Here is a 25966-nt window from a genome sequence, read left to right as displayed (position 1 = left end):
TCAGACGGGGAAGCGAATCTCCACACGGAAACCCTGGCCGTCGACGCCTGCGCCGACGTTGAACTGTGCTTGATGCAACTGGGCGATGCGGCTGACGATGGACAAACCCAGTCCGCTGCCAGCGCCGCCGGCGCCTGGCACCCGGTAAAAGCGCTCGGTAATCCGTGCCATCTCCTCACCTGACAGCGGCTCACAATCGTTGGCGATCGCGATTACGCCCGGTTCTTCCAGAGTAATGCGTACCACTGAGTGCTCGGTTGCGTAGCGGAATGTATTAATCACCAGATTGCGCAGCATAATCGCCAGGGCCTCTTCACTGCCATCAACCAACACCTCCGGGCCCTCGTTGAGATCAACCTCCAGTGAACGGTCCGCAGCGAGGTGACCATTCTCGGCCAGCACGGTCACCAGCAGGTGACGCAGCTCCACCCGTTGCAGGTGCATGGGCTGGTCCGGATCCAGTCTGGCGAGAGTCAGCAGCTGCTCAACCGAGTGACTGGCACGATCCACCCTGGCGGCGATCCGCCCCAGCATCCGCGCGCCTTCATCAGTCTGCAGCTGCCGCTGGCATAGCTGCACTTCGGTCTTGATGGCAGCCAGCGGCGTTAACAGTTCGTGGGCCGCATTGGCGGTGAACCGCTGCTCACCCTCCAGCGCCTCGGCGAGCCTGTGCAACAGGTCATTCAGCGAATCAACCACCGCTTCAACTTCCTCAGGCACCGTCTCGGTATCGACCGGGTCTAGCAGGCCGGGTTTGCGCCGGGCAATTTGCTTGGCCAATTCATCGAGTGGCTTGAGGCCGCGCATAACCCCCAGAAACAGCACCAATATCGTCAGCGGCAACACAATAACCAGCGGCTGCAGGGAACGCCCCACGGTATCGAGCATGGCAGTCCTGGCCGCGCCCAGTTCAATGCCCACACGGATCCAAAGTGCATCCTGCGCGTTATACAGGGTCAACACACGCCAATGGGTGGCACCTTCGTCCCGGTCCATCGATACCAGGCCTGTTGCAGCGGGCTGGTCGAAATGCGGAGCGTCGGCGGTCACTGCAATCAAGTAGCCGTTTTCCCAGACATTCACCGCAGGACTGAGCTCCGGCGCGATGGGTAGATCGATCACAATTGGCTCGAGGTGGGCGCGATCGTATGCGTGGCCGGACCACGACTCATACAAGGGTTGGCCGTCTTCCAGCTGGCGGGCAAACACCCCGGTCACATAACTGACCAGGCTGGCATACTGGACCAATTGCCGGTCAACCTGAGCGTGCAGCACCCGGTTGGCGTAAAAGTAGGTAAGACCAGCAGAGGCGGTCCAGGCAAACAGCATGAATGCGAGCAGCGTCCACACTAGCCGCTGTTTCAGCGAGAGCTTCATGTCGGGATGCGGTAACCTACCCCGCGCATGGTCTCGATAGTGGCACTGCCGAAGCGTTTACGCAGCCGCGAGATATAGACCTCGACCGTATTTGAGCCAACCTCCTCGCCCCAGCTGTAAATGCCCTCCTCGAGACGCGCCCGGGAAACAAAACGACCGGCGTTACGCACCAGGATTTCCAGAATCGCATATTCGCGCGCGGTCAGGTCCAGCGTTTCTCCCTTGAAGGCGACTGCTCTGTCTGCAGGATCAACTTCTATGCCCGCTGCCCGCATCGTCGCCGTACCACGGCCCTGTCCACCACGGCGGCGCAACAGCGAGCGCATACGCGCAAACAGCTCGTCGATCTCAAACGGCTTGGTGAGAAAGTCATCGGCACCAGAGTCGAGACCGTCGACTTTGTCATCAAGCGTATTGCGGGCGGTCAGTAACAGCACAGGCAGGTCGTGTTTATCGGCGCGCAGCTGGCGCAGCACCTGCATACCGGGAACCCCCGGCAAACCGAGGTCGAGAATAATCAGATCGTAGGGCGTCGCACCCAAAGCCGCGCGAACCGGTTCACCGCTGCGCAGCCAATCTACGGCATATTTTTCCAGGCGCAGGGCGCTCTCCAGGGATTCACCCAGTTGTATGTCGTCTTCGACAAGCAGAATGCGCACGGCGATCTCACATTACAAAAAAGCGTTTACACAGGGTATACCGGCAACGAAATTGATGGAACTGCCCCGTCATGGTGCACCACCGGTGTTTCGGGGATCGGCATTATTGCCGAAATTCTCTTGACACTGAAAGATGATATTTACTGATCTAGTGATACACTCGAAGGGTCGGCTTATTTTATCGCCGGCAGGATTTGGATAGCGGTCGAAGTTCCCACGAGTTCATCGGTACGTAAACCATATAAATTGATTAGAAGGGCAAGCCGGCAGGCGCCTTAAGTAACAGGAAAACTATTGTTATGTCTTCAACTACCGGAACCGTGAAGTGGTTCAACGAAAGCAAGGGCTTCGGCTTTATCGAACGCGAAGATGGTCCAGATGTATTCGTCCACTTCAGCGCCATTAAAGGCGACGGCTTCCGCACCCTGGCTGACGGCCAGAAAGTGCAGTTTGACGTAACTGATGGCCAGAAAGGTCCTCAGGCGGAAAACGTTGTCGCGATCTAAATCTTTTTGGATTGAAATAAAAAAAGGAGCCTCACGGCTCCTTTTTTGTGCCTGCGATTCAGCGCAGGCCAAAGCGGGGAATCAACCCTCGGCCATGGCCTTCTGACGCTCGAGCTCGGAATCCATGTAGCGAATCCACTGGCGTGCGTACTTTTCTGAGCGCTCATCCCGGGCTGCTGCCTGGAATGCCTTGCGGGCATTGTCGTACTGCTTGGTATTGAAGTACGCCATGCCGAGCACCAGACGAGCCGTGTCAGGGCGCTTGACCCCGCCGCGATTGAGGCCTCTGTTAATGGCCGTAATCGCCTTCTCGTTCTGGTCGCCATCGAGGTAGATGTTACCCAGACGCGCATACAACTCACCGGTTTCAGACTTGGCCGCGGCTTTCTCCATCGCTGGAATCGCCTTGTCCGTCTCCTGAGACTGACGCCAGGCACTACCAGCAATTTCCCAGTTCTTGGATTTGTCATCGATAGAGCCATCATTGAGCCCCTTATCCATGACAGTGGCCGCCTTGTAAGGCACATCGGCGTTCAGGTAGAGATAGGCCATAGTGACCTGCTCTGAACCCTTGTCGAGCATACCCTGTACGTAAGCGGTTTCCATGGCGCCCAGCTGGTCGGTTTCCTTCTTCTGCTCGCCGTACATATGCGACAGCTGCACCCAGTACTGCTTCTTGGGGTAGTGCTGCAGAAGAATTTCCAGCGTGTCCACGGTATTCGGGATGTCGTTTTTCTCGAAGTACAGGAAACGCGCCAGGTTATACCACTGCTCCTTGGGAAGCTTGCCCTTTTCGTTGTACATGGAGATCGCTTTCTCCACGTTGGTCAGGGCGCGGTTGTAGTCCTTCTTCTGGTAGTAACCCTGGGCCAGCAACACATAAGCTGCAGCGTTGGGGCTTTCCGTCATATCAAACCACTTGAGCAGTGCATCAATACCGCGGTCCCAGTCTTCCTGCACGAAGTACAGCTGAGCAATGGTGTAGCGGGTATTGATTTCCATCGCCAGGGGAATATCGGGCTGAGCCACAACATTCTCGTAGGCTTTCAGGGCCTGCGGGTAATTCTCCTGGGTGTAGTAGATGAAGGCGTAAAGATTATAGACGTTGGCCAGCTCGTAGCTGTTCAGCGCCTTCTTGCCGCCCGCGGCCACCATACCGTCGAGGATTTTCTTCGCGCCCGCCAGGTCTTTCGCCTCAGCAGCGGCCTGCGCCTCTGCCAGCTTCTCGTAGACCTTGTTGCGCAGCGCCGGAGTACGGCGTGTTTCGCGGGTGTCGGCTTTCTTCTCTTCCTGTGCCACTGCGGCAGTGAAGGGAGCGTAGCCTGCGTCGCGCTGTAACTGGGTCACAGCCACCTGGGTAGCCAGCACCGGCACTGCCAGGAGTGCGGCGCGGGTCCATGTCTGGTGTCTAAACAATTTCATAGCAAACCAACCTTGTTACTGTTCCAGCTCGTAGGTGAACTTGTTCTGTACACCGGCTACTTCGATAGCTTCGCCATCGACAACACGGGGCTTGTACTTGAACTTGAGCGCCGCCTTGACAGAAGCTTTCTCAAACACACCGGATGGCTGACAATCTACGGCCTGGGGATCGCGGATCGCACCAGAAGTGGTCACCGTGTACTCCACAATGCAGTAACCCGTAATTCCGCGGGTCTGGGCACGACGGGGGTAAATCGGCGCCACCTTAACAATGGGCAGATATTCACCGTCGCCAGAGGACATGCCAGTGCTTGAGATCTCGACATCAATACTCGCAGAGGGCGCATTGTTAGCAACGTCCATATCCATATCCATCACCAGGTCTGGCGTATCCAGATCCGGTGGCGGCTCCTCGGGGTCTTCTACCTTATCGGGCTTCTGGGTATCGGCCTCGAGGGTAATTTCCTCGTCGGGCTGAACCAGATCTGCGATCTTGGTGTTCTTGACCTCGGGGTTCTCAAAATCGCGATCAATCAGGCTGTGCATGACCAGGAACAGNCCCACCACAACGGGCAGGGCCAACAGAATTGAGACAATTGTTCTCACACTATTNCCCATCAGNCTTACCCCGCCTCATCAGTGGAGGCACACAGGGGTGCATCCATCAGAGGCTTGAGTACAGCCAGTAATTCACTCAGTACCGACGTCGGTGCATCGACATCCGCCTGGATCACGAAGTTCGCCTTGGGCGCTTCTTTCTTTGCTGCTTCAGCCAAACGATAGGCCCTATCAACAGGAATCTGGTTCTTGTTGTAATAGATATCGCCGACTGAGTTAACAGCGAAGATGATTGTGCCGCGGTCGCAGGGGCTGGTGGTAACGGCCTGTGCTTTCAGCAGGTCGACACCGGGCTCCTTCACGAAAGACGACGTGACAATAAAAAAGATGAGCATGATGAACACAACGTCCAGCATTGGGGTGAGGTCGATATCGCCCTCACCGCTGGCCTCTGCGCCTGCACGCCCAGCTGACATACTACGTCTGCTCACTGTTTTTCCTCCGCTGGCCAGCTGACCTGTTTTACACCCGCCTCGCGAGCGGCGTCGCCCACCTCGAGCAGGGTTCCGGCGCTGGCGCCAGGTTCGGTCTTAACCGTAAATCCGGCCTCAGGATCGGACGCCAGGACACGCGCTACGTTAGCGCGCACTGCGCGAATATCGATCCGACGGTTTTCCATCCAGATCTGGTTGTCACCAGTAATGGTTACCACGATGCTCTCGGAGTCGGTTTCCGGGGGATTCTGGTTGCTATCTGGCCGGTTCACTTCGATACCGGCCTCCTTGAGGAAGGAAGCAACCACGATGAAGAAGATCAACATGATAAATACCACGTCGAGCATTGGCGTCAGGTCGATCTGCGCCTCATCTGCTTCAGCTTCTCGATTTCTGTTTCGCATTAATCTAGCTCTGTTAGTGATCTGTCGTTAGGTTGTCCTGCAGGAATTCACCTTCCCGCTGAGCAATCCTGGTCACATAAGTGTTGGCAAAGACCCCTGACAGCGCAGCTACCATGCCGGCCATGGTGGGAATGGTGGCCTGTTGCACACCACCCGCCATGGATTTGGCATCGCCACCGCCGGTGACAGCCATGATGTTGAACACCTCAATCATGCCGGTAACAGTACCGAGCAGGCCGAGCAGCGGGCACAACGCTACCAGTGTCTTAATCACTGGCAGGTTGCGGTTAATCTGCATACGGCTCTGGGAGATCATCATCTGACGGATCTGGAAAGCCTCCCAGGACTTCCGCTCAGGGCGGCCTTCCCACTTGGCAATCACTTGCGCTACGTCTTTCTTCCAACCCATCTGGAAATACCAGAAGCGTTCAAATATCAGGGTCCACATCACGAACAAGAGCGCGGCGATCAGCCACAGGACGTCGCCGCCCTTGTCCATGAAGCCGAGGAGTACCTCGATCAAATCGCCCATATCAAGACCTCAGATTGGCTTCTGTGTGCTCTGCGATCATGCCGGTGGTCTGCTCGTCCAGGATGTGGATGATGCGCTGTGCGCGGCCATTCACAACGGTGTGCAGCAGCACGGTCGGGATGGCTACCAAGAGACCCAGTACGGTCGTGATCAATGCACCGGAGATACCGCCGGCCATTGCCTTCGGATCGCCCGCACCAAAGATGGTGATCGCCTGGAAGGTGATGATCATACCGGTTACGGTACCCAGCAGACCCATCAGTGGCGCGACCGCAGCGATGATCTTCAACAGGGTAAGACCGCTTTCCAGCTTGGGAGTTTCCTTCAACACGCCCTCGGACAGCTTGAGCTCGAGAGTCTCGGTGTCCATGGTGGGGTTGTCCTCGTGGATCTTAAGGACGCGGCCCAGCGGGTTGTTGTCGTTAGCCTTGTCGCTCTTCAGCTGAGAGTTAACCTTGGCACCAACGGCAGTCAGGACAATCATGCGCCAGATGGCCAGCAGGAAGGCGAAGATACCCACGGCAGTGATGGCGTAGCCAACATAGCCGCCCTGGTGCCAGCGCTCTTCCAGCGTGGGCGTATCGATGATCGCCGCCAGGAAAGAACCGCCGGTAGGACCAGTGGGGTCAATACCAAAGCTGTTCAGGCCGCCGGTAGCGTTGGCCAGGTCAGACGCCCAACCCGTGTAGGGACCGCTGGGCTGACGAGGCAGCTCGCTCAGGCTACCTGAGTCGTAGGACAGGTAGTTGCCATCAGTATCAACCAGGTTGAAAGCACCCACACGCAGCACTTCGCGCGGCGCGCGCTCACCCGCAGGTGAAGCAACTTCAGCGTCGAACTTGGTCACAACACCGGTTTCGCGAATTTCACGCATCAGCTCGAACCAGACTCGCTCAATTTCTTCGATGCTGGGCAGCTGGTCAGAGCTGCTCATCTTGTCGATCAGGTCTTTCAGGAAGACTTCACGACCGGGGTACTGAGCTGAGGCCAGGGACACTTCCAGATTGGAAGACAGGTCGCCGGCAGCGGATGTCAGATGACCGAACAGTTCAGTCAGGGTACCCAGGCGCTCTTGCAGCTGTTCCTGCTTGGCTGCGATCAGCAGCTGGTTTTCTTCGAATTTCGCTTCAAGCTCAGCACTCAGTTGTTCCTGACGGGCGCGCTCAGCTTCGGCTCGCTTCAGTGCAGCAGCCTGGTTGGCCTTGTCTTTGGAGAACTTGGCTTCGCGAGCACGGTTTTCCTTGGCTTCAGTCACCTGGCCCTGCTTCACGTAGTTCAGCAGCTCGTCCAGAGACTTCGCTTCCTGCGCCATGACAGAGCTGGCGGAGAAGGACAATACGCCTGTCAGCGCCAGGGCTGCGGCTTTTACAAATTTAACGCTCATTAGTTAGCCTCCGGCGCAGAAACGGGCATGTTCAACAGTTCAATGGTCGCCTGCTTCTTCGCAATGCGAATGCCTTTGCGAATCGCGGCGTCGTACTCACCGGCGGGGAGCTCGACAAAGCTGCCTGCACCCTTGTCCCATGCGCCAGATACAGCGCCATCGGTTGTCTGGTAAACCAGGGCGATACGACCAATACGGAGGAAGTCCACGTCGCGCGGAGCACCTGCCACTTCGATGGTTCCGCGGTAAGTGTCAATGCCGCGACCATATTGGAGTTCAATGTTGTAAGCCTCGAGCACGCCGCGGAATTTCTCTGCTACGGAGACATCGGCGCGATCGATATTGCTGCGCAGGAACTCAACACGTTCCATACGCTGATCTTTTTCGAAAGGCACGTCGAGCTCAACGAACTGCTCGAGACCGTCGATCATGCGGATAACCAGTGGGGTCATCTGACGCTGAATGACAGTCACCTGGGATATAGACTCTTCGATCTCGCCCACGCGCTTGTTCTGGTTTTCGATCTGGCGCTGCAGACGTGCGTTGTAAACCTTGAGACCGTCTACCTGCTTCATGACGGTCTTGTAGTCCGTCAGCAGATCGCTGGTTTCGTCGGCCAGGCGATCGATTTTCGCCTGAGATTTGCGAGCAGCATTATTTTTCGCTTCGCTGACGTCCAGAATTTGATCCAAAGTGCTGGCCTGTACAGCTGCAGTCGCTCCCGCCAGGGTACCGGCGGCGACGAGCGCAGCGATCAGTCCATTTTTCAATCGATGCATAGTCATGAGGGTTAAGTTTCCTATGTCCAACAAAAAGAATTCGGCTCTGAAAAACCGTTTATTTAGCAGTAGATATATAGTGGATAAATCAGAGTCGGTAAACCGAGGGGGCGAATTTAAACCATTCGGGTGAGGATTATCAATTTTCTTACCCCCACAGAGGGGTTAGTGGTTCGCATTGTGTACGAAAGTAACACTTTGCTCAAGGGAGCAGCTCGGGAGTAACAGGCGGCCAAAATCGGGCATTGATGCACCCTTATCGCTCATAGACCACGAAGCTATAGTCGTAGGGATTAGGCCCTGCAGCGCTGAAATCCTGTCGACTCACTTCCTGCCACTCACTGCGATCCACCCCCTCCAGATAGGCATCGCCCTCTACATCGGCGTGCACCTCGGTAAAATACAGCCGCGACGCCCGGGGAACGGCGGCTTCGTAGATCTGTGCCCCACCTATCACCATCAGCTCATCGCAGCCTTCAATCAGGGCAATATCCTCGGCCAGGGCCAGGGCCTCGTCGAGACTGTGCACTACCCGCACGCCCTCGGGGGCAAAATCAGTGCGGGATGTCAGCACTATATTGGTGCGCCCGGGCAACGGCCGCCCGATGGACTCGTAGGTCTTGCGCCCCATGACAATGGGCTTGCCCATCGTCACCTGCTTGAAATAGCGCAGATCCTCCGGCAAGTGCCACGGCAGGGCATTATTGCGGCCGATAACGCCATTGCGCGCCGCTGCCACAATGACTGCTAGCTCCACCACGCCTAGACCGCCACCGGCGCAGAGATATTCGGGTGCGGGTCGTAGCCCTCGAGTTCGAAGTCCTCAAACCGGTAGTCGTAGATACTGTCGGGCTTGCGCAGGATTTTCAGCCTGGGCAACGCACGCGGAGCCCGCGACAGCTGCTCCTGCACCTGCGTCATGTGGTTGCTATACAGGTGCGAATCCCCCGTGGTGACAATAATTTCGCCCGGCTCCAGGTCACACTGCTGGGCGAGCATCATGGTAAGTACCGCCAGGCTCGCCGTGTTATAGGGTAGACCGAGGAAGGTATCACTGGACCGGATATATAGCTGGGCTGACAACTTACCGCCCGCCACATAGAACTGATACAGCAGGTGACAAGGCGGCAGCGCCATGCGGCCGGCGGCCACGTTTTCCTGGGGGCTGACGCTTTCGTCCGGCAGATACTCCACATTCCAGCCATGGAATAGAATGCGGCGACTGTCGGGGTTATTGCGCAGGGTCTCCACCACATAATCAATCTGGTTGACGCTGCCACCGTCGCGGGTGGGCCAGGCCGTCCACTGGGCGCCGTAGAGCGGCCCCAGATCGCCGGTCTCGGTGGCCCATTCATCCCAGATCGAGACGCCATTTTCGTTCAGCCAGGCGGTATTGGTATCACCCTTCAGAAACCAGATCAGCTCATTGATGATGCTTTTGAGATGCAGCTTCTTGGTGGTGAGCAGCGGAAAACCATCCGCCAGGTTGTGCCGGTACTGGCGACCAAAAACCGACAGCGTGCCGGTGCCGGTGCGGTCACCCTTTTGCACGCCATTCTCGAGAATATCTTCCAGCAGATCGAGATATTGTTTCATTTACCTTTTTCCGTCGCGGCAGTTGACTGCTGGCGGCCATAAGCCACCCACAACAGCACAATGCCAGTAATAATCATGGGAATACACAGCATCTGACCCCGGGTCATCCAGCCGAACGCCTGGAACCCAAGGTGCGCATCAGGCTCGCGGAAAAACTCCGAGAAGAAACGCACGCACCCGTAAAGGAGTGAGAACACCCCGGACACAGCACAGGTCGGCCTGGGTCGGGATGAGAACCAGATCAGCACCGTGAACAACAACACGCCCTCCAGGGCAAACTGGTAGAGCTGCGACGGGTGCCGTGCCAGCTGCAGGGGATCAGCGGGGAATACCATGGCCCAGGGCACATCGGTGGCTCTGCCCCAGAGCTCCTGGCCAATAAAATTACCCAGGCGACCGAGTCCCAAACCAATAGGGACGAATGGCGCCACGAAGTCCATCAACTTCCAGAAGGCAATATTGTGCCGCCTGCCAAACAAATACATGGCAAACAACACACCCAGGAAACCGCCGTGGAATGACATCCCGCCCTCCCACAGGCGCAGCGCCCACATGGGGTCCTCCACCAGGCGTTCACCGCCGTACAGAAACGTGTATCCGACCCGGCCGCCGAGCACCACGCCCAGCGCCACATAAAACGTCAGGTCGTCCACCTGATCGCGCTGCACCGGGCTCCAGGGATGGCTGCTGCGGCGCATGGCCAACCACCAGCCGGCGGCAATACCGGTGAGGTAGGCAAGGCCATACCAATGTATTTTCAGTGGCCCCAGGGCAATTGCAACAGGGTCTATCTCAGGATAGGGCAGCATATTCAGACTCAATCTGGGCGCTCAGCCGACGGCCGGCGCAGGAAACGAGTATTATTATGCAGCGCGCAGCGTTTCACAATTGCGCACCACCCGACCGGAATGCCTTCGATGTGCCTGATTCTGTTTTCGTACCGCCAACACCCCCGCTACCCCTTACTGCTGGCCGCCAATCGGGACGAGTTTCACGCCCGTCCTACGCAGGCAGCCAGGTTCTGGCCCGACCACCCTGACGTGCTCGCCGGCAAAGATCTCCAGGCGGGCGGCACCTGGATGGGGATAAGCCGTGCAGGTCGCTTCGCGGCCATTACCAATTACCGGGACCCGGACCAGACTATCCCAGCACCGCGCAGCCGTGGCGAGCTGACCCTGGACTTTCTGACCGGAAATGAATCGTCCGCCACCTACCTGCAGCGCATTGGCGCGAGGGCCTCGGAATACGCGGGGTTCAACCTGCTGCTGGGGGATGCACACGGCCTCTGGTATTACAGCAATAGCGCCGCAGGCGAAGGGGACGGCGCGATCCAGCTCCAACCCGGTACATACGGTCTCAGCAACGCCCACCTGGACACCCCCTGGCCCAAAGTGGTGCACGGCAAACACGCCCTGCGCTCACTAAGCGGCGGCAGCGTCGATCACAATCTACTCGCAGAAGTGGTTGCCAGTGGCAACCTGGCAACGGAATCAGAACTGGCCGCCGTGGGCCTCAATGGCGAAATGGACAGAATGCTGTCGGCGCAATTTATTGTCAGCCCGACCTACGGAACCCGGGCGACAACCACGCTGTGGCTGGATACCGAGGGCCATGCCAGCTGGCGTGAAACCAGCTTTGACGCCAGCGGCGCTCCAATTGGCCAGGTGGTGGAGCGATTAACGCTCAGCAGCTAAAAAGCTCAGGCCACCGGGCTGTGAATGAATTTAGCCATGCCGTGGTCGGCGAGGAATCCTTCCAGGCGACGGTGGATAGCGCTTGCGTCATCCATACCCAGCACCTCGTCGAGCAGATCACGGGCTTCTGTGAGATTGATATTGCGCAGCGCTTGTTTCACTTTAGGTAGGCTGGTGGCGTTCATGGACAGGATGTCGTAGCCCATGGCGGTAAGCAGTACGGCGCCCTCGGGGTCGCCCGCCAATTCGCCACAAATGCCCACCTTCTTGCCTTCGGCCCGGGCAGCCCGCGCCACCAAGTCCAGCGCGCTGAGTACCGCCGGGTGCATGGAGTGATAGAGCTCGGCAACGCGCGCGTTGTTGCGGTCCACCGCCAGCAGATACTGGGTGAGGTCATTCGACCCTACTGACAGGAAGTCCACCCGCCGGGCCAGCGCCCTGGCCTGGTAGACCGCCGAGGGCACCTCCACCATCACCCCGATACGGGGTAACTCGGCATCGACACCCTCCTGCAGAATTTCGCGGTGGCTGCGATGGATGAGTGCCAGCGCCTCGTCCAGCTCCGAGATGGAGCTAATCATGGGCAACATGATCCGCAGGTTGCCGAGCCCGGCATTGGCCTTGAGCATGGCCCGCACCTGGGCGAGAAAAATTTCAGGATGGTCCAGGGTGACCCGAATACCACGCCACCCTAGGAAGGGGTTGTCCTCCTCAATCGGAAAATACGGCAAGGCCTTATCGCCGCCGATATCCAGGGTACGCATCGTCACCGGGCGCGGAGCAAAGGCCTCCAGCTGGTTGCGGTAAATCTGGCGCTGCTCCTCCTCGGAAGGAAAACGCTCACGCAGCAGGAAAGGCACCTCAGTGCGATACAGGCCAACACCCTCGGCGCCCTGCTCCAGAGAACGGGTCACATCTGCCTGTAGCCCCGTATTCACCCACAGCGGCATGCGGTGACCATCGAGGGTTTCACAGGGTAATTCGCGCAGGGATTCCAGATCTTTGGAAAGCGCGAGATCCGAATCGAGAATCTCCTGGAAACGGGCCCGCACATCCGGACGCGGATTCAGGTGCACGGTGCCGTTATAGCCATCGACCACCAGTTCCCGCCCCTGCAGGCGCCGGTAGGGCAGATCCAGCGTCCCCATCACCGTGGGTATGCCCATAGCGCGCGCCAGAATGGCCACATGGGAGTTACCTGAACCGCGCACCGAGATAAGACCTGCCAGCTTGTCCCGGGGGATCTCCCCCAGTGACGAGGCAGTCAGCTCCTCGCCCACCAGAATCGCGTTTTCCGGATATACGCGTACCTCGCGGTCTTCCGCCTGTAGATAGGCCAGCACCCGGGTCCCGAGATCCTTGATGTCGACAGCCCGCTCCTTGAGGTAGCTGTGCTCCATGCGCTCAAAGTGGCGGATGTGTTCGATCATCACCTGACTGAGAGCACCCTGGGCCCACTCACCGCCCTTGATCAATGCCACGACCTCCAGGCCAATGGCAGAATCATCGAGAATGCCCAGATAAACATCGAAAAGGGCGTGATCTTCTGGGCTGAGTTCGCCGCCGAGATTGTCCGCCACCTCTTCGATATCGTCGCGCACCTTGGCCAGCGCCTCGCGAAAGGCCTGCACCTCGCCACGCCGATTGGTCACTGTTTTCTGGGGTACGGCATACAGATCCGCCACCGGTGACACCACACAGACGGTACCGATGGCAATGCCGGGGGCGCCGGGCACGCCGGTAATTTTCGCCGGGGCGCCAGAGCCCGCCGCTGCGTCGGCATCTACCGCCCCGGTGACCCTCGCGTGGGCGATAATCGCCGCCAACTGGGCGGACATGGTAACCAAAAACGCTTCGTCACTTTCGTCGAATCGACGTCGCTCGGCCTGCTGGACGACCAAGACGCCCAGCACCTGCCGCTGGTGAATAATCGGCACCCCCAGAAACGAGTGGTACGCCTCTTCGCCAAGGTCGGGGAAGAAGCGGAAGGCCGGATGGTTTTCCGCGTTCTCCAGATTCAGCGGCTCTTCACGCTGGGCAACCGTGCCGACAAGGCCCTCACCGGGCGCCAGACTGGCCACGCCTATCTGGTCTTTGTTGAGACCCTCTGTGGCCCGAAAAACAAAGCGTTCTTCCGCCGGGTCGCGCAGATACACACTGCACACCTCGGTATCCATGGCATCGCGAACCCTGCTGACAATAATCTCGAGGGCCGCTGCGAGGTTCGGGGCAGCATTCACTTCCTGGACGACATGGCGCAGGGTCTCGAGCATCTCAGGCCTCTCCAGCCAGACGTTCGGTATGCCGCCCCAGCGGGGGGGCCAGTTCTTTCATGGCGCGCCGGTAGACTTCGCGCTTAAAGGAAATCACCTGATTGAGGGGGTACCAGTAACTCACCCACTGCCAGTGGTCAAACTCCGGTTTGGCATTGAGATCGAGTTTGACCGCTTCGTCATTATCGAGCATGCGCAGCAGAAACCACTTTTGCTTCTGGCCGATACACAGCGGCTTCTGCCCCTTGCGAATAAACCGTTTGGGCAGGCGATAGCGCAGCCAGCCGCGGGTAACCGCGAGAATCTCGACCGACTCTGGCGACAAGCCAATCTCTTCTTCGAGCTCCCGGTACAGGGCTTGCTCGGGGGATTCACCGCGGTTAATGCCGCCCTGGGGGAATTGCCACGCATCGCGACCGCCTACCCGGCGCGCCCACAGCACCTGGCCCTGGTCATTCGCCAGTACTATCCCTACGTTGGCCCGATAGCCCTCTTTATCAATCACGCTGCCAATTCAATTCTTTATCATGAACCGGCTATTCTTCCACACTTTGCAGCCTCAGAGAAATTTACTCCCCTGCGCCGCCGCGCTATATTGGCGCCCCGTTTTTTGGAGCCCCGCGCAATGCCTCTGGCCATCTTCGACCTCGACAACACCCTGATTGGCGGCGACAGTGACTATCTCTGGGGGCAGTTTGTCTGCGAACAGGGCATTGTGGATGCGGACACATTTGCCGCGCGCAACGAGCAGTTCTACGCCGACTATGAAGCCGGCGAACTGGATATCGACGCCTATTTGCGCTTTGCACTGGGCCCACTCAAAGGGCAGACCGAGGAGACGCTTGCCGCCTGGCACCGTCAGTTTATGGCCGAAAAAATCGAGCCTATCATGCTGCCCAAAGCAGCAACCCTGATTGAACGTCACCGCGAGCGCGGCGACCAGCTCCTGATCATTACTGCCACCAATCGCTTTATCACTGCACCCATTGCGCAGGCACTGGGCATTGAAGAGCTACTGGCCTGCGAGGCGGAGATTGTCGACGGGGCCTATACGGGCGAACCCAGCGGTGTCCCCACCTACCGGGAGGGCAAGGTGGAACGCCTGCAGGCATGGCTGGAGAATCAGGACATCACTCTGGAAGGCGCTTATTTCTACAGTGATTCAATGAATGACCTGCCGCTGCTGCGCGAGGTGGACAAACCAGTGGCCGTTGACCCTGACGCAACCCTGCTGAGCGTTGCGCGGGACGCAGACTGGCCGGTGATTTCGCTGCGGGACTAGGCGTTTACGCGCGCTCTCAGCTGCGCACCGCAAACACCGCCTTGAGATACTCGGTTTCGGGAATGGCCGGATGGACCGGATGATCCGGCCCCTGAGCGCCCTGCTCCACCACCCGCAGCCGGCAACCGGCGCGCACCGCTGCCTGCTGCATGGCGCTGATCAGATCTGCCCGCGCCAGGTGCATGGAACAGGAACCTGCCACGAGTAAGCCACCCGGGCGCAACAGGCGCAGGCCCAACTCATTAATCCGGCGGTACGCGGTAATGCCTTTCTTGATGTCCTTGCGCCGCTGAATAAACGCCGGCGGATCGAGAATCACGACGTCGTAGCCAAGACCCTCGTCGATCATGTGCTTCATGGTCTCGGGGGCAGAGCCCTGCCTGGTATTGAAGCGGTCTGCCACGCCATTGAGGGCTGCATTGGCCTGCGCACCCTCCAGCGCAAGCACCGAGCTATCCAGGCAACAAACCTCCGCCGCGCCAAACGCCGCCGCCTGGATACCCCAGCCACCGATATAGCTGTACACATCCAGCACCGACTTGCCAGCCACCCAGGGGGCCAGGCGCGCACGAGCCATACGGTGATCATAAAACCACCCGGTCTTCTGGCCGCCGTGCACCGGAGCGAGAAAGCGCACGCCATTTTCCTCGAGTTCGACGCTCTCCGGCACCTCGCCGAACACCACCTCAATCTCTTCGTCCAGGCCACTTTCACGTCGACTGCGGCTGTCACCACGCAACAGAATGCCCGTCGGATTGAGGGTGTTTTTCAGCGCCTCAACCACCGCCTCACCGTAGCGCTCGATGCCGCTGTTGTTGAGCTGCACCACCAGGTAGTCACCAAAGCGGTCAATGACCAGCCCCGGCAGCAAATCACTGTCGCCATAGACCAGGCGGTAATAGGGTTTATCAAAGGCGGCCTCACGAATGGCAAGCGCTTCGTAAAGGCGACGCTGAAAAAATTCAGCATTCAGGGGTAGCTGTTCACCCGGCGCATAGAGGCGGGCGCAAATCAGCGATTGGGGCTCCATATACGCACTGCCAAGCAGCTTACCGTCAGTGGCGCGCACACTCACCAGATCGCCGGCCTGGAACTGCCCCAGGCCGTTAACCGCGGTATCAATTTCGTTGGAGTAAACCCAGAGGTGACCGCCGCGCAGGCGTCGATCGGCGCCTTTGCGCAAATACAGATCAACGGTCATGGGGCAGAGGTATCAGTCTTCCTCGTCGCACTTGGCCTGATAGTCATCGGCACTTAGCAGTGCCTCCAGCTCGCTGGTATCAGCAGGTTGCAGCTTGAAAAACCAGCCATCGTTGTAGGGATCGCCGTTAACGGTTTCAGGCTCGTCTTCCAGCTGCTCGTTCACAGCGATCACCTCACCGGCGACAGGCGCATAAATGTCGGAGGCGGCCTTTACGGATTCCACCACACCGGCCTCATCGCCGGCAGCCAGGGTAACGCCCACTTCGGGCAATTCGACGAAAACCACGTCACCCAGTGCTTCCTGGGCATGATCGGATACACCAACGGTCACTGTGCCGTCTTCTTCAAGCCGGGCCCACTCGTGGCTGGCGGCGTATTTCAATTCGGCGGGAGTCTGGCTCATGGGGAGTCCTCGGTCATCATCAAAGCTTTGCCACAGGGGCGTTCACGCGGCTAATTCTAGCGGGGCGAAGAGGAAACACAAGCGAAGCTTGGGTGACTCAGGGCCCGATGCCCATGGCGTGGCGCATCAGGCGACGCTTGAGCGGAGCCATTGCCCCCACCGACCGCATGCCCGCGTTGCGCAACCAGCGCACCGGCAGGGCGCGTTCGCCAAATAAACGCTTAAAACCATCCATGGCGCTCATCATCAGCAGGTTTTCGCCTTTGCGCTGGCGCTGATAGCGGGCCAGCACCACCTGGGCGCCGGGAGAGAGGCCTGCAGCACGGGCGCGCAGCAACTCTTTGGCCAGTGCTTCGACGTCCAGTAATCCGAGATTAATGCCCTGCCCTGCCAGCGGATGTATCGTGTGCGCTGCATCCGCCACCAGCGCGACACCCGGCTGCACATAGTCGACAGCGTGACGCTGGCGCAGCGGGAAGGCGAAGCGAGCCGACACGGCGGTAATGCCACCGAGCTGTTGCTCAAACGCCGCGCTCAATTCCTGACAGAAGGCGTCGTCGTCCAACGCCAGCAGCGGATCGACCAGATCTTCTTCAAGCGACCAGACAATAGAGCACAGGTGCTGATCGTCCCTATCGGGCAGAGGCAGCAGCGCCAGTGGCCCGGTCGGCAGGAAACGCTGCCAGGCCGTATCCTGATGACTCTCGGCAAGCGCCACTGTCGCGACAATGGCGCGGTGACCGTAATCCCATTCGCGCGTGGTATAGGCCATGAGTTCGCGAATCCGCGACATCGCCCCATCGGCCCCCACTACCAGTTCCGCCTCCAACTCAGCACCGCTCTCCAGCCGCACCGACATGCGGCCGTCGTCCAGCCGCTCGCAGGCCTCGACCCGCTCGGGGCTTAAACAGTGAATATCCGGCGCCTCGTGCAGCTTTGCCAGGAGTGCGTCGACAATGGCGCGATTCTCGACAATATGCCCCAGCGCCGGGACGTCCAGCTCCGCCGCATCAAACTCGATACGACCCGTGCCCTCCGCATCCCACACTGTCATGTGCCGATAGGCGCAGCTGCGATACCCGACGACACCCGCCCAGGCGTCGAGACTTTCCAGAAACCGGGCCGAGTGGGGCGTCAACGCACTGACCCGCGCATCGAAATTGTGAACGCCTGCGTCCACGGGCAGATCGCGGCGAGCCAAAGGCTGCGGCTCGATCAGCGCAATTCGATAGCCACTGCCGGACAGGGCCAGGGCCATGGCGGACCCGGCGATACCTGCGCCGACAATCACCACGTCATAATGCTGGGCGTTCATATCAGACCTCACCCATCGCAGCGACGCCCGCCGCCTGATTAACGAAGGCACGCTTTAGCGCGGGCAACACATCCAGGCCCGACAGGCCCAGATCGCGCACCAGACCCAGCAAGGGATCGCCCTCCATAAACAGGGAGGGCAAACGATCGCTGAACTCCATGGTGCGCTGCTGGTCACGCTGCTGGCGCCGTTCATAGGCCTGCAGCACCGCCAGTGAGCCGGGACTCTCACCCGCCTCTACCGCGCCGTTGAGCACCCGGGTCAGCTCGGCGACATCGCGCAGGGCCAGGTTGTATCCCTGGCCGGCCACTGGATGCAAGGCGTGGGCAGCGTTACCCATCACCACAACGCCCTGACGCACCTGCTCGCGGCAATGCACCAGCGATAAGGGATAACTATGGCGTTCGCCCACCCGGGTCAAGCGCCCAAGTCGATAACCAAATCGCTCCTGCAGGCTGGCCAGGAAAGCCTCGTCACTGCAGGCCAGTAACGTTTCACCTTCCTCGGGCGTGACGGTCCATACCAGGGCACTGCGGTTAGCCGCGTCCGGGATGGGCGGCAGTGGCAACAACGCCAACGGGCCCAGCGAGGTAAACCGTTCAAACGCGCGGCCACCGTGAGGCTGCGCCGTGGCGACATTCGCCACCAGCGCCTGCTGGCCATAGGACTTTTCACTGGCCCACACTCCCAGCGATTCACGCAGGCCCGACGCGGCGCCATCGGCCACCACCAACAGCGCCGTCTCCAGCGTCTCTTGCAGACCACCCTCCAGGGTCAGTGTCACGCCCGCTGCAGAGGATTGCGCTTCGGTTACTTTGCAGGGACTAAGAACTTCCACCCGCCCCTGTGCATAGAGAGCCTGGATCAGCGCATTGCCCAGCCAGGCATTTTCCACCACGTAGCCCAAGGCTTCCCAGCCGTGCTCCGTAGCGTCCATGACAGCACTGCCAAAACGCCCCTTGCTGGAGACATGGATGGTGTCTATGGGGCACAGATATTCGGTCAGACCGGACCACACACCCATTTGCTCGTAGATCAGCCGCGAACTGTAGCTTAAGGCCGTGGAGCGAGCATCGAATGACAGATGATAAGCCGGCCGATGGTCGGGTCGGGGCTCTGGAAACGGGAACCCCTCGACAAGGCAGATGCGGATCGCCGGCGGCAGTGAGTGCGCCAGATGCAGGGCCAGACTGATACCGACCATACCGCCACCGGCAATCACAATGTCGCGTCGTTCGGTCATCGCTCAGGCCACCATCAGGGCTTCAATGTCGTCGACGGTACGGGGTACCGCGTCGGTGAGAATGTCACAACCGTCTGTGGTCACCAGGACATTATCCTCGATACGAATACCGATTCCGCGCCATTTTTTCGCGACGGCAGTGTTGTCCGGCGCCACATAAATGCCGGGCTCAATGGTCATAACCATGCCGGGCTCAAGCACCCGCCACTCTTCACCGACGCGGTAGTCGCCGACATCGTGTACATCAAGGCCAAGCCAGTGACCCACCTTGTGCATGTAAAAGGCCCGGTAGGCCTGTGACTCGATCAGGGCATCCACTTCGCCCTCGAGCAAACCCAGCTGCACCAGCCCCTCCGTTATTGCGAGCACGCTGGCGTCGTGGGATTGATTGAAGTGATTGCCCGCGCGCACCTGGGCAATGGCCGCGGCGTGACCGGCGAGCACCACCTCATACAGGGCGCGCTGCTCCGATGAGAAGGTGCCGCCCACCGGGAAAGTGCGACTGACATCGGCGGCGTAGGACTCCAGCTCGCAGCCGGCATCCACCAGCACCAGATCCCCGTCGCGCATTTTCGCGCTGTTGTCCACGTAGTGTAGCGTGCAGGCATTGCGACCGCTGCCAACGATGCTGAGGTAGGCGGGATAGCGCGCGCCGCCGCGAACAAATTCATGGTGGAGCTCGCCCTCGAGCTCATATTCGTACTGGCCAGGCTGGCAAAACTGCATAACGCGGCAATGAGCCGCCGCAGTAATCTCACCGGCGCGCCGCATAATGCGCTGTTCCGCCGCGCTCTTGATCAAGCGCAAGTCGTGCAGCATGTGGTCCAGATCGGTGAACTCCCCCGGCGGTACCGCGCCGCTGGATTCCTTGGAGCGGATGGTATTTACCCAGTCCATTATGTGCTGATCGAAGCGCGAGCTGCGGCCCATGGAGTAGTAAACTCGCTCGCGGCCCTCAATCAGGCCCGGCAGAATGTCATCGATATCGCCGATGGGAAACGCATCATCGGCGCCGAAGCGGCTGCACAACCCATCCGGCCCGGCGCGCTGGCCGTGCCACAGTTCCGCCTGGGGGTCGCGCTCGGGGCAGAACATCACGTACTCGCCGTGCTCGCGCCCGGGAATCAGTACCAGCACGGATTCCGGCTCCCGAAAACCCGACAAGTAGTAGAAGTCGCTGTCCTGGCGAAAGTGAAATTCGGTGTCGCGGCTACGCAGTTGCTGGCGGGCCGATGGAATGATGGCAATGCTGTTGGGCTCCATCAAATCCATGAGTTTGCGGCGCCGGCGCCGATACTCACTGTTGGTAATTTTCATGCGCGGAATTCGTCTGCTCAGTGCACCTGGGGTTCGTCAGCCCTGGTGCCGTCGGCACGACTGTCCATAAATAGGTTGAGCACCGCAAATCGCAGATACTCAACGATCTCCGTGTAACTGCCCTCACTCTCTTCTTCATCGGCATCTTCATCCACCGAGGCTTCGGCGATGGCGCCCATGTCACTGAGGATCTCGCTGCTGTCCTGGCTCACCTGGCGTTGATTGACCTGAGCGAAGCCTGCGAGAAAGCCCTGGCACCAACGCGCCAGCTCACCGGTGCGTGAGTCGATTTCCACTTCATCATCGGGCAGCAAGGGGTGAAAATCGAATTCCTCGTCCTCCAGCGCAGCGGCACTGACCATGTACAGCTGCATAATCTGCCCGGCCAGTTCACCGTGCAAATTGATATCAAGCGCCTGCTGCAGCAGCGCCAGACCTGCCTCCGCCTGAGCCGGCGCACCGGCGGCCAGCACGCCGCACAGGCAACCGTGCAATTGCGACGGAGAGCTGTCGAGGCCCTGTTCAAGTAGATGGTTGGCCACTTCGTCGAAATCGAAGACAAAATTGGCGGAGTCGTGATCGTCGAACATGTCAGGTTCTCTCGCGGCGCTGCCAGGAGTTACAGCCGTTCGTAACAATGTCAGGCAGGCCATTGATTTTCATTGCTTTTACTTCGTTGACGGCTGTGCGAAGCGCCCTTATAGTAAAGTCCCAATCAAGGTAACACCAGTATAACTCCATGGCGGACAAGCAACTGCAGGCTCTGGAACAGAAAATCGACCAGTTGATCGAGCTGTGCAAGGAGCTGAACCATGAAAATCAGGTGCTCAAGGCAGAGAATGCCGGCTGGCAGGCGGAACGCCAGGACCTGATCGACAAGAACGAGCTCGCTCGCTCCAAGGTAGAAGCCATGATCAATCGTCTGCGGACTATGGAGTAAGCCTGTGAACCAACCGCACACCGTCACGGTGAAAATTCTTGATAAAGATTACCAGGTCGCCTGCCCGGAAGAGCAGGAAGCGGAACTGGTAGTCTCTGCCAAATACCTCGACAAGCAAATGCGCAGTATCCGCGAGACCGGCAAGGTCATCGGCCTTGAGCGCATTGCCGTCATGGCGGCGCTGAATATCAGCTATGAGCTGCTGCAGGCCTCCGAGGGTGGCGAAGGCAAGCTGGCCATTGCTCCAGAACCCGCGCCGGGCGCGGTCGACAGCCTCAATCGCAAGCTCGATGATGCACTTTACCAGCTCCGCCAGCTGGAAATCGGTTGATTACAGTACTATTTTTGCCCGAATTTCAAGGGCGCGTAAGCCGGCCTGACTCGTTATAATCCCCGACAGATCCCTGGCGTATGCGCCAGGCAGACAGTCCTCGAGCCGATAAATTTGTATCCGGGGGCTTCCAGCCACTGTTGGTGTGCAAGTCTGGCATGACCGGAAAGCCTGATTCAGTGCGGGGGCCTCCACCTTGAACCATCGGGTTCAAGGGCAGCGCTGTCAGCGGTACGCCGGGAATCTCTCTTCATCATGTCAGACATTACTGCCACCAAGTCAGAACTACGTCGCCAGCTACGGGCGGCACGGCGAGCCCTCCCTCCCGCAACACAACACCATGCCCGCGATCGACTCACCCACACGGTGACACAGTTGCCCGACTGGCATTTACTGCAACGCATTGGTCTTTATCTCGCCGCAGACGGTGAAATTGACCCTTCGCTACTGGCGGAGCAACTGCTGACAGAGGGAAAGCAGGTGTATCTTCCCGTCATCCAGGACGACAAGACGCTGCAGTTTGGTCGCTGGCAGGGCAGTGCCGATGAGCTGATTGCCAATCGATACGGCATTTCAGAACCACGCCCGGAGAGCACCCGGGCCGCAACGGTAACACTGGACTGTATTTGCCTGCCCCTGGTGGCCTGGAGTGAAACGGGCAAGCGGCTGGGCATGGGTGGCGGCTACTACGACAGGACCCTGGCGGATTTGTCAGGGCCATTGCGGGTAGGATTGGGGTACGAAATGCAGCGCGAGGATGCGCTACCAGGGGATGCCTGGGACGTCGATCTGGATTTTGTCGCCACCGAGGCGGCACTGTACCGCTGCCGAACTTAGCAGCCACTACACACCGGAAGAAAATTACTCCCGGATAATGACGCCAGCCTGGAGTTCAGACGCAGGAGCTGCAACGGTATTACTGGCGGCCATGGGTAACATCATGGTTACCACCACGCCCATACCGAATACAGCCATCAGTACCAGCATCAGGTCAGGTTTTGTTTTCACGCTTGAATCACTCTCTTATATCCCACTGTGCGGCTCTTCTAAGAGGCCTGCACTGTTCTTATTGCCAGCCGGAGCAATGACTAACTTTTGTTATTATTTCACAAAGAGAGCGAATGTCTAGGGTATGAACCCCCTAAACCACAGATTTTTTATCATTTTTTATTCACTGCCGGGACGCTGCCCCAGGTAGAGCTGGTAGGCGCGATTGTTGGTTTCATCCCAATAGCGATAGCCGATCTCATCCATCAGGTTGCGGAACGCCTTGCGCTCCCGCGCGGCCACCTGCACGCCCACCAGGATGCGCCCATAGGCCGCCCCATGATTACGGTAGTGGAACATGGAGATATTCCAGGCAGGACCCAGGCCCGTCAGAAACTTGGCCAGCGCCCCCGGGCGCTCAGGAAACTCCACCCGATAAACGCGCTCGTCAGCCATACTGCCCGGCGCATGACCGCCCACCATGTAACGCACGTGCAGCTTGGCGACCTCGTTCTCAGTGAGATCCTCAACCTCGTACCCCTTGCCGCGCAGGTCGCTCAGCAGGCTCTGCAGATCATCGCCACCGGGCGCCACGGAGATACCCACAAACACCTGGGCGGAACCGGCGTCCGAATAACGGTAGTTGAACTCGGTGATATTGCGCCGCCCCAGCGCGGTGCAGAACACCTTGAAACTCCCCGGGCGCTCAGGAATAGTGACACTGAGCACGGCTTCGCGCTGCTCACCGATTTCCGTGCGCTCCGAGATATAGCGCAACCGATCGAAGTTGGTATTGGCCCCGGACACAATCGCCAGCAGGTCCTTGCCTTCACAACCTTCCCGTTCAACGTACTTTTTCAGGCCGGCCAGCGCCAGCGCACCGGCGGGCTCGGCGATGCTGCGGGTGTCTTCAAATATGTCCTTGATGGCCGCACACATTTCGTCTGTAGAGGCGGTAATAACCTCATCGACCGTGTCGCGAATGACTCGGAACGTCTCCTTGCCGACCTGTGCCACAGCACAACCATCGGCAAACAGGCCCACTTCCGGCAGTGTCGCCCGGCGGCCCTTGTCCAGCGCGAGTTTGAGGCAGGCGGCATCTTCGGGCTCAACGCCGACAATCCGGGTCTGGGGCCACACATATTTCACGTACGCTGCCACACCGGCGAGCAGGCCGCCGCCGCCCACCGGCACAAACAGCACATCCAGCGGCGCCTGATGCTGGCGCACAATCTCCATGCCCACGGTGCCCTGGCCGGCGATGACATCGGGGTCGTCAAACGGATGCACATACGTCATGCCCTTCTCCGCCACCAGGTGCTCGGCATGCGCCGCCGCCTCGTCAAAGGAATCACCGTGCAGCACCACCCGCGCTCCGCGGCCACGCACAGCGTCCACTTTAATCTGCGGCGTGGTCCTGGGCATGACAATGGTCGCTTTCACCCCCATCTTCTGGGCGGCCATGGCCAGGCCCTGGGCGTGATTACCCGCGGAGGCCGCGACCACACCGGCGGCTCGCTGGGCGTCCGTCAGGCGCTGCATCTTGTTATAGGCACCGCGCAGCTTGAAGGAGAACACCGGCTGCAAGTCCTCACGCTTGAGCCACACCTGATTACCAGTGCGACGCGACAGCAACGGCGCCTGGTCTACCGGCGTTTCGCGAGCCACATCGTAAACCCTCGCATCTAGGATCCGCTTGATATAGGACTGGGGCATGGTCAGTTGCCTGCAAATGAAAGAACAAGGAATGTTAATGGAGCGGCAAGCCATTTTCAGCCCCAGCGCTTGGTATTATTGATGATCACGACGAACGCCTGACCTATAATGCCCGCCCTAGCAGGAGAGAATCGGCATGACCCAGGACGAACTCAAACAAGCGGTAGCGGCAGCTGCCCTGGCCTATATCCAGCCGAAACTGGAAGATGACACGGTCATCGGCATCGGCACCGGCTCAACCGCCAACATGTTCATCGATGCACTGGCGGGCATTAAAGGCCTGGTAAACGCGACCGTGGCCAGCTCAGAGGCCTCCGCCGAACGCCTCAAGAGTCACGGTATTCCGGTGTACGACCTCAATGCGGTGGACCAGGTCGATTTTTATATCGATGGCGCCGACGAGAGCAACGCTGCCCTGCAACTCATCAAGGGTGGCGGCGCCGCCCTGACCCGCGAGAAGATTGTCACCGCAGTCGCCAGGGAATTTATCTGTATTGCCGATGAGTCCAAACTGGTGCACACCCTGGGCGATTTTCCACTGCCGGTGGAGGTAATACCCATGGCGCGCAGCCACGTGGCCCGGGAACTGGTCAAGCTGGGCGGCGATCCGGTGTATCGCGAAGGGGCTGTGACCGATAACGGCAACATCATCCTCGATGTTTACAACTTCCCGATTCCACAACCGCTGACGATCGAAGAGAAGATCAACGGTATTACCGGCGTGGTCACCAATGGCCTGTTTGCGCTCAAGCCCGCAGATGTGCTCCTGCTCGGCACTAGCGTGGGCGTTAAAACCCTGCGCGCCGAATAAGTTCAGCGCAACCGCTTGGAGGCGGGGTATACCACCGACCACAGCCAGCGCCAGAAGCTGTTCCCCGCCAGCACCTGGGCATTGACGCCCTCGAAGAAGCGCTCCAGCTCTGCCGGATTGGCAAAGTAATCCATGCGGGTGGTAAACCCGCGTTCAGGATCCAGCTCCTTGACCACTTTGGCAGGGTTGCCGGCGACCACCACATTGGCCGGCACATCCCGAGTAACCACCGCCCGTGCCGCCACCACGGAATTTTCGCCGATAGTGACGCCCTTGAGCACTGTGGCGTGATCACCCAGCCAGACATTCCTGCCAATATGCACAGGCGTGGGCAGAGGATCGCGCTCCATCCGGTCGTAAATCTGGTGCCAGTCGGAATCAGTCACGTAGACCCCATTGGCGAACATGGTGCCATCGCCGACAGTAATTTCGTCCGAAGCACTGATGCGCGAGCCCGGACTCATCAGCACGCAATCGCCGATCTCAACCCGGCCCTCGCCCGGGGCCCGGCCCCAGACGCCAATTTCCACCTGGTGCATCGGTTCACCTATCGCAGTAAAGGACCGGCCAATGCGGATGTTGTCGCCCGAAATCCTCACATACCATGGCTTCATAATCGTATGGTAAGGCCCGAGCGCCTCACATTCGGGGCGCAGGAAATAATCGACGTACCAGTTACGGTATCGGAGATAGAGCTTTTTCAGCCACCACGGCCGCAGGTCTTGACGCATAGGACGAAA

The 25966-nt window shown here is 59.1% G+C and carries 30 protein-coding genes and 1 other RNA gene; 8 read left to right on the top strand and 23 right to left on the bottom strand.

Translation table 11 applies throughout. The features are described from left to right. Together A3709_RS17060 and A3709_RS17055 are read right to left on the bottom strand one after the other, a co-directional pair. Nucleotides 1-1377, bottom strand: coding sequence for a histidine kinase dimerization/phospho-acceptor domain-containing protein (locus A3709_RS17060; RefSeq protein ID WP_066057327.1), 1377 nt, complete (start codon nucleotides 1375-1377; stop codon nucleotides 1-3). After that, nucleotides 1374-2036 (bottom strand): response regulator transcription factor, encoded by a 663-nt coding sequence (locus A3709_RS17055; RefSeq protein WP_066057324.1) that lies wholly within the window; start codon nucleotides 2034-2036, stop codon nucleotides 1374-1376. The genes A3709_RS17060 and A3709_RS17055 overlap by 4 nt, the downstream gene beginning before the upstream one ends. Nucleotides 2037-2335: 299 nt before the next feature. On the opposite strand from A3709_RS17055, the gene A3709_RS17050 reads away from it, so the two are divergent. After that, on the top strand, nucleotides 2336-2542 hold the full coding sequence (locus tag A3709_RS17050; protein WP_066057322.1) for a cold-shock protein: 207 nt from the start codon (nucleotides 2336-2338) through the stop codon (nucleotides 2540-2542). 81 nt (nucleotides 2543-2623) lie between these two features. Here A3709_RS17050 and A3709_RS17045 read toward each other — a convergent pair whose 3' ends face one another. The 10 genes from A3709_RS17045 to lgt all read right to left on the bottom strand — a co-directional run bounded on the left by A3709_RS17045 (nucleotide 2624) and on the right by lgt (nucleotide 10520). Then, nucleotides 2624-3964 carry a lipopolysaccharide assembly protein LapB gene (locus A3709_RS17045; RefSeq protein ID WP_066057319.1) on the bottom strand — a complete coding sequence of 447 codons (1341 nt, stop codon included), beginning with the start codon at nucleotides 3962-3964 and terminating at the stop codon, nucleotides 2624-2626. Nucleotides 3965-3979: 15 nt separating this feature from the next. After that, nucleotides 3980-4582, bottom strand: a complete 603-nt coding sequence (locus A3709_RS17040) for an energy transducer TonB (protein ID WP_066057316.1) — start codon at nucleotides 4580-4582, stop codon at nucleotides 3980-3982. Between the two features lie 5 nt (nucleotides 4583-4587). After that, nucleotides 4588-4998, bottom strand: a complete 411-nt coding sequence (locus tag A3709_RS17035; protein ID WP_102106332.1) for a biopolymer transporter ExbD — start codon at nucleotides 4996-4998, stop codon at nucleotides 4588-4590. An 11-nt stretch (nucleotides 4999-5009) separates the two neighbouring features. Continuing rightward, nucleotides 5010-5420, bottom strand: a complete 411-nt coding sequence (locus A3709_RS17030; protein ID WP_066057309.1) for a biopolymer transporter ExbD — start codon at nucleotides 5418-5420, stop codon at nucleotides 5010-5012. A 13-nt stretch (nucleotides 5421-5433) separates the two neighbouring features. Then, nucleotides 5434-5952, bottom strand: a complete 519-nt coding sequence (locus A3709_RS17025) for a MotA/TolQ/ExbB proton channel family protein (protein WP_066057308.1) — start codon at nucleotides 5950-5952, stop codon at nucleotides 5434-5436. Nucleotide 5953: 1 nt separating this feature from the next. Next, nucleotides 5954-7336 (bottom strand): MotA/TolQ/ExbB proton channel family protein, encoded by a 1383-nt coding sequence (locus A3709_RS17020; RefSeq protein WP_066057306.1) that lies wholly within the window; start codon nucleotides 7334-7336, stop codon nucleotides 5954-5956. Continuing rightward, a complete protein-coding gene (locus A3709_RS17015; RefSeq protein WP_066057303.1) occupies nucleotides 7336-8121 on the bottom strand; it encodes a DUF3450 domain-containing protein in 786 nt (261 codons plus the stop codon). The genes A3709_RS17020 and A3709_RS17015 overlap by 1 nt, the downstream gene beginning before the upstream one ends. A gap of 250 nt (nucleotides 8122-8371) precedes the next feature. Then, nucleotides 8372-8875, bottom strand: coding sequence for a dihydrofolate reductase (locus tag A3709_RS17010; protein ID WP_197484259.1), 504 nt, complete (start codon nucleotides 8873-8875; stop codon nucleotides 8372-8374). A gap of 2 nt (nucleotides 8876-8877) precedes the next feature. Then, nucleotides 8878-9711 (bottom strand): thymidylate synthase, encoded by an 834-nt coding sequence (gene thyA / locus A3709_RS17005; protein WP_066057300.1) that lies wholly within the window; start codon nucleotides 9709-9711, stop codon nucleotides 8878-8880. Next, nucleotides 9708-10520: a prolipoprotein diacylglyceryl transferase gene (lgt, locus tag A3709_RS17000; RefSeq protein ID WP_066057297.1), complete on the bottom strand. Its 813-nt coding sequence runs from the start codon at nucleotides 10518-10520 to the stop codon at nucleotides 9708-9710. The genes thyA and lgt overlap by 4 nt, the downstream gene beginning before the upstream one ends. A 108-nt stretch (nucleotides 10521-10628) precedes the next feature. Here lgt and A3709_RS16995 point away from each other — a divergent pair, with 108 nt between their 5' ends. After that, a complete protein-coding gene (locus tag A3709_RS16995) occupies nucleotides 10629-11405 on the top strand; it encodes an NRDE family protein (protein WP_066057293.1) in 777 nt (258 codons plus the stop codon). Between the two features lie 5 nt (nucleotides 11406-11410). Here A3709_RS16995 and ptsP read toward each other — a convergent pair whose 3' ends face one another. Together ptsP and A3709_RS16985 are read right to left on the bottom strand one after the other, a co-directional pair. Then, nucleotides 11411-13678, bottom strand: a complete 2268-nt coding sequence (gene ptsP / locus A3709_RS16990) for a phosphoenolpyruvate--protein phosphotransferase (protein ID WP_066057288.1) — start codon at nucleotides 13676-13678, stop codon at nucleotides 11411-11413. Between the two features lies 1 nt (nucleotide 13679). Beyond that, nucleotides 13680-14183 (bottom strand): RNA pyrophosphohydrolase, encoded by a 504-nt coding sequence (locus tag A3709_RS16985; RefSeq protein WP_066057285.1) that lies wholly within the window; start codon nucleotides 14181-14183, stop codon nucleotides 13680-13682. Between the two features lie 120 nt (nucleotides 14184-14303). Between A3709_RS16985 and A3709_RS16980 the strand changes: the two genes are divergently transcribed. Further along, the gene (locus tag A3709_RS16980) at nucleotides 14304-14960 is read left to right on the top strand and encodes an HAD family phosphatase (protein ID WP_066057282.1); all 657 of its coding nucleotides are present in this window, start codon (nucleotides 14304-14306) and stop codon (nucleotides 14958-14960) included. A 16-nt stretch (nucleotides 14961-14976) separates the two neighbouring features. On the opposite strand, the gene A3709_RS16975 is transcribed toward A3709_RS16980, so the two are convergent. From A3709_RS16975 to A3709_RS16950, 6 genes are all read right to left on the bottom strand, one after another. After that, the gene (locus tag A3709_RS16975) at nucleotides 14977-16161 is read right to left on the bottom strand and encodes a class I SAM-dependent rRNA methyltransferase (RefSeq protein WP_066057279.1); all 1185 of its coding nucleotides are present in this window, start codon (nucleotides 16159-16161) and stop codon (nucleotides 14977-14979) included. Between the two features lie 12 nt (nucleotides 16162-16173). Beyond that, nucleotides 16174-16566 carry a glycine cleavage system protein GcvH gene (gcvH, locus tag A3709_RS16970; protein WP_066057277.1) on the bottom strand — a complete coding sequence of 131 codons (393 nt, stop codon included), beginning with the start codon at nucleotides 16564-16566 and terminating at the stop codon, nucleotides 16174-16176. A 97-nt stretch (nucleotides 16567-16663) separates the two neighbouring features. After that, a complete protein-coding gene (locus A3709_RS16965) occupies nucleotides 16664-17881 on the bottom strand; it encodes a UbiH/UbiF/VisC/COQ6 family ubiquinone biosynthesis hydroxylase (protein WP_066057274.1) in 1218 nt (405 codons plus the stop codon). 1 nt (nucleotide 17882) lies between these two features. Then, entirely contained in the window at nucleotides 17883-19124 is a 1242-nt protein-coding gene (gene ubiH / locus A3709_RS16960; protein ID WP_066057269.1) for a 2-octaprenyl-6-methoxyphenyl hydroxylase, read from the bottom strand. 3 nt (nucleotides 19125-19127) lie between these two features. Further along, on the bottom strand, nucleotides 19128-20441 hold the full coding sequence (gene pepP / locus A3709_RS16955; protein ID WP_066057263.1) for a Xaa-Pro aminopeptidase: 1314 nt from the start codon (nucleotides 20439-20441) through the stop codon (nucleotides 19128-19130). A gap of 17 nt (nucleotides 20442-20458) precedes the next feature. Then, nucleotides 20459-21031: a UPF0149 family protein gene (locus tag A3709_RS16950; protein WP_066057261.1), complete on the bottom strand. Its 573-nt coding sequence runs from the start codon at nucleotides 21029-21031 to the stop codon at nucleotides 20459-20461. Between the two features lie 149 nt (nucleotides 21032-21180). Between A3709_RS16950 and A3709_RS16945 the strand changes: the two genes are divergently transcribed. The 4 genes from A3709_RS16945 to A3709_RS16930 all read left to right on the top strand — a co-directional run bounded on the left by A3709_RS16945 (nucleotide 21181) and on the right by A3709_RS16930 (nucleotide 22549). Continuing rightward, complete coding sequence (locus A3709_RS16945) at nucleotides 21181-21381, top strand: TIGR02449 family protein (RefSeq protein WP_066057259.1); 201 nt, start codon at nucleotides 21181-21183, stop codon at nucleotides 21379-21381. A 4-nt stretch (nucleotides 21382-21385) separates the two neighbouring features. Further along, a complete protein-coding gene (locus A3709_RS16940; protein WP_066057254.1) occupies nucleotides 21386-21712 on the top strand; it encodes a cell division protein ZapA in 327 nt (108 codons plus the stop codon). Nucleotides 21713-21779: 67 nt separating this feature from the next. Further along, a non-coding RNA gene (ssrS, locus tag A3709_RS16935) (6S RNA) lies at nucleotides 21780-21959 on the top strand. 8 nt (nucleotides 21960-21967) lie between these two features. Then, nucleotides 21968-22549, top strand: coding sequence for a 5-formyltetrahydrofolate cyclo-ligase (locus A3709_RS16930; RefSeq protein ID WP_066057250.1), 582 nt, complete (start codon nucleotides 21968-21970; stop codon nucleotides 22547-22549). Nucleotides 22550-22573: 24 nt separating this feature from the next. Here A3709_RS16930 and A3709_RS23420 read toward each other — a convergent pair whose 3' ends face one another. Continuing rightward, nucleotides 22574-22720: a hypothetical protein gene (locus A3709_RS23420; RefSeq protein WP_156507818.1), complete on the bottom strand. Its 147-nt coding sequence runs from the start codon at nucleotides 22718-22720 to the stop codon at nucleotides 22574-22576. A 159-nt stretch (nucleotides 22721-22879) separates the two neighbouring features. After that, a complete protein-coding gene (gene ilvA / locus A3709_RS16925) occupies nucleotides 22880-24415 on the bottom strand; it encodes a threonine ammonia-lyase, biosynthetic (protein ID WP_066057246.1) in 1536 nt (511 codons plus the stop codon). Between the two features lie 136 nt (nucleotides 24416-24551). Between ilvA and rpiA the strand changes: the two genes are divergently transcribed. Next, nucleotides 24552-25226, top strand: a complete 675-nt coding sequence (gene rpiA / locus A3709_RS16920; protein ID WP_066057244.1) for a ribose-5-phosphate isomerase RpiA — start codon at nucleotides 24552-24554, stop codon at nucleotides 25224-25226. A gap of 2 nt (nucleotides 25227-25228) precedes the next feature. Here the strand turns inward: rpiA and A3709_RS16915 are convergent, their stop codons facing one another. Then, nucleotides 25229-25957 (bottom strand): DapH/DapD/GlmU-related protein, encoded by a 729-nt coding sequence (locus tag A3709_RS16915; protein ID WP_066057241.1) that lies wholly within the window; start codon nucleotides 25955-25957, stop codon nucleotides 25229-25231. Between the last annotated feature and the right edge of the window lie 9 nt (nucleotides 25958-25966).

It is taken from the genome of Halioglobus sp. HI00S01 (assembly GCF_001635445.1).
In the GTDB taxonomy this organism is placed as follows: domain Bacteria; phylum Pseudomonadota; class Gammaproteobacteria; order Pseudomonadales; family Halieaceae; genus Halioglobus; species Halioglobus japonicus.
The sequence above is the reverse complement of the archived record's forward strand: the minus strand, read 5'-3'. Positions and strand labels throughout refer to the sequence as shown.

Bases quoted from the DNA above. Each gene is read 5' to 3' on its own strand.
- rpiA (WP_066057244.1), top strand. From the start codon at position 24,552: ATGACCCAGGACGAACTCAAACAAGCGGTAGCGGCAGCTGCCCTGGCC.
- A3709_RS17030 (WP_066057309.1), bottom strand. From the start codon at position 5,420: ATGCGAAACAGAAATCGAGAAGCTGAAGCAGATGAGGCGCAGATCGAC.
- A3709_RS16975 (WP_066057279.1), bottom strand. From the start codon at position 16,161: ATGACCGTTGATCTGTATTTGCGCAAAGGCGCCGATCGACGCCTGCGC.
- A3709_RS16945 (WP_066057259.1), top strand. From the start codon at position 21,181: ATGGCGGACAAGCAACTGCAGGCTCTGGAACAGAAAATCGACCAGTTG.
- A3709_RS17025 (WP_066057308.1), bottom strand. From the start codon at position 5,952: ATGGGCGATTTGATCGAGGTACTCCTCGGCTTCATGGACAAGGGCGGC.
- A3709_RS17015 (WP_066057303.1), bottom strand. From the start codon at position 8,121: ATGACTATGCATCGATTGAAAAATGGACTGATCGCTGCGCTCGTCGCC.
- thyA (WP_066057300.1), bottom strand. From the start codon at position 9,711: ATGAAACAATATCTCGATCTGCTGGAAGATATTCTCGAGAATGGCGTG.
- A3709_RS17045 (WP_066057319.1), bottom strand. From the start codon at position 3,964: ATGAAATTGTTTAGACACCAGACATGGACCCGCGCCGCACTCCTGGCA.
- ilvA (WP_066057246.1), bottom strand. From the start codon at position 24,415: ATGCCCCAGTCCTATATCAAGCGGATCCTAGATGCGAGGGTTTACGAT.
- ptsP (WP_066057288.1), bottom strand. From the start codon at position 13,678: ATGCTCGAGACCCTGCGCCATGTCGTCCAGGAAGTGAATGCTGCCCCG.
- A3709_RS17035 (WP_102106332.1), bottom strand. From the start codon at position 4,998: ATGTCAGCTGGGCGTGCAGGCGCAGAGGCCAGCGGTGAGGGCGATATC.
- A3709_RS17020 (WP_066057306.1), bottom strand. From the start codon at position 7,336: ATGAGCGTTAAATTTGTAAAAGCCGCAGCCCTGGCGCTGACAGGCGTA.
- gcvH (WP_066057277.1), bottom strand. From the start codon at position 16,566: ATGAGCCAGACTCCCGCCGAATTGAAATACGCCGCCAGCCACGAGTGG.
- A3709_RS16965 (WP_066057274.1), bottom strand. From the start codon at position 17,881: ATGAACGCCCAGCATTATGACGTGGTGATTGTCGGCGCAGGTATCGCC.
- A3709_RS17060 (WP_066057327.1), bottom strand. From the start codon at position 1,377: ATGAAGCTCTCGCTGAAACAGCGGCTAGTGTGGACGCTGCTCGCATTC.
- A3709_RS16995 (WP_066057293.1), top strand. From the start codon at position 10,629: ATGTGCCTGATTCTGTTTTCGTACCGCCAACACCCCCGCTACCCCTTA.
- A3709_RS17050 (WP_066057322.1), top strand. From the start codon at position 2,336: ATGTCTTCAACTACCGGAACCGTGAAGTGGTTCAACGAAAGCAAGGGC.
- ubiH (WP_066057269.1), bottom strand. From the start codon at position 19,124: ATGACCGAACGACGCGACATTGTGATTGCCGGTGGCGGTATGGTCGGT.
- A3709_RS16980 (WP_066057282.1), top strand. From the start codon at position 14,304: ATGCCTCTGGCCATCTTCGACCTCGACAACACCCTGATTGGCGGCGAC.
- lgt (WP_066057297.1), bottom strand. From the start codon at position 10,520: ATGCTGCCCTATCCTGAGATAGACCCTGTTGCAATTGCCCTGGGGCCA.
- A3709_RS16930 (WP_066057250.1), top strand. From the start codon at position 21,968: ATGTCAGACATTACTGCCACCAAGTCAGAACTACGTCGCCAGCTACGG.
- A3709_RS16915 (WP_066057241.1), bottom strand. From the start codon at position 25,957: ATGCGTCAAGACCTGCGGCCGTGGTGGCTGAAAAAGCTCTATCTCCGA.
- A3709_RS16950 (WP_066057261.1), bottom strand. From the start codon at position 21,031: ATGTTCGACGATCACGACTCCGCCAATTTTGTCTTCGATTTCGACGAA.
- pepP (WP_066057263.1), bottom strand. From the start codon at position 20,441: ATGAAAATTACCAACAGTGAGTATCGGCGCCGGCGCCGCAAACTCATG.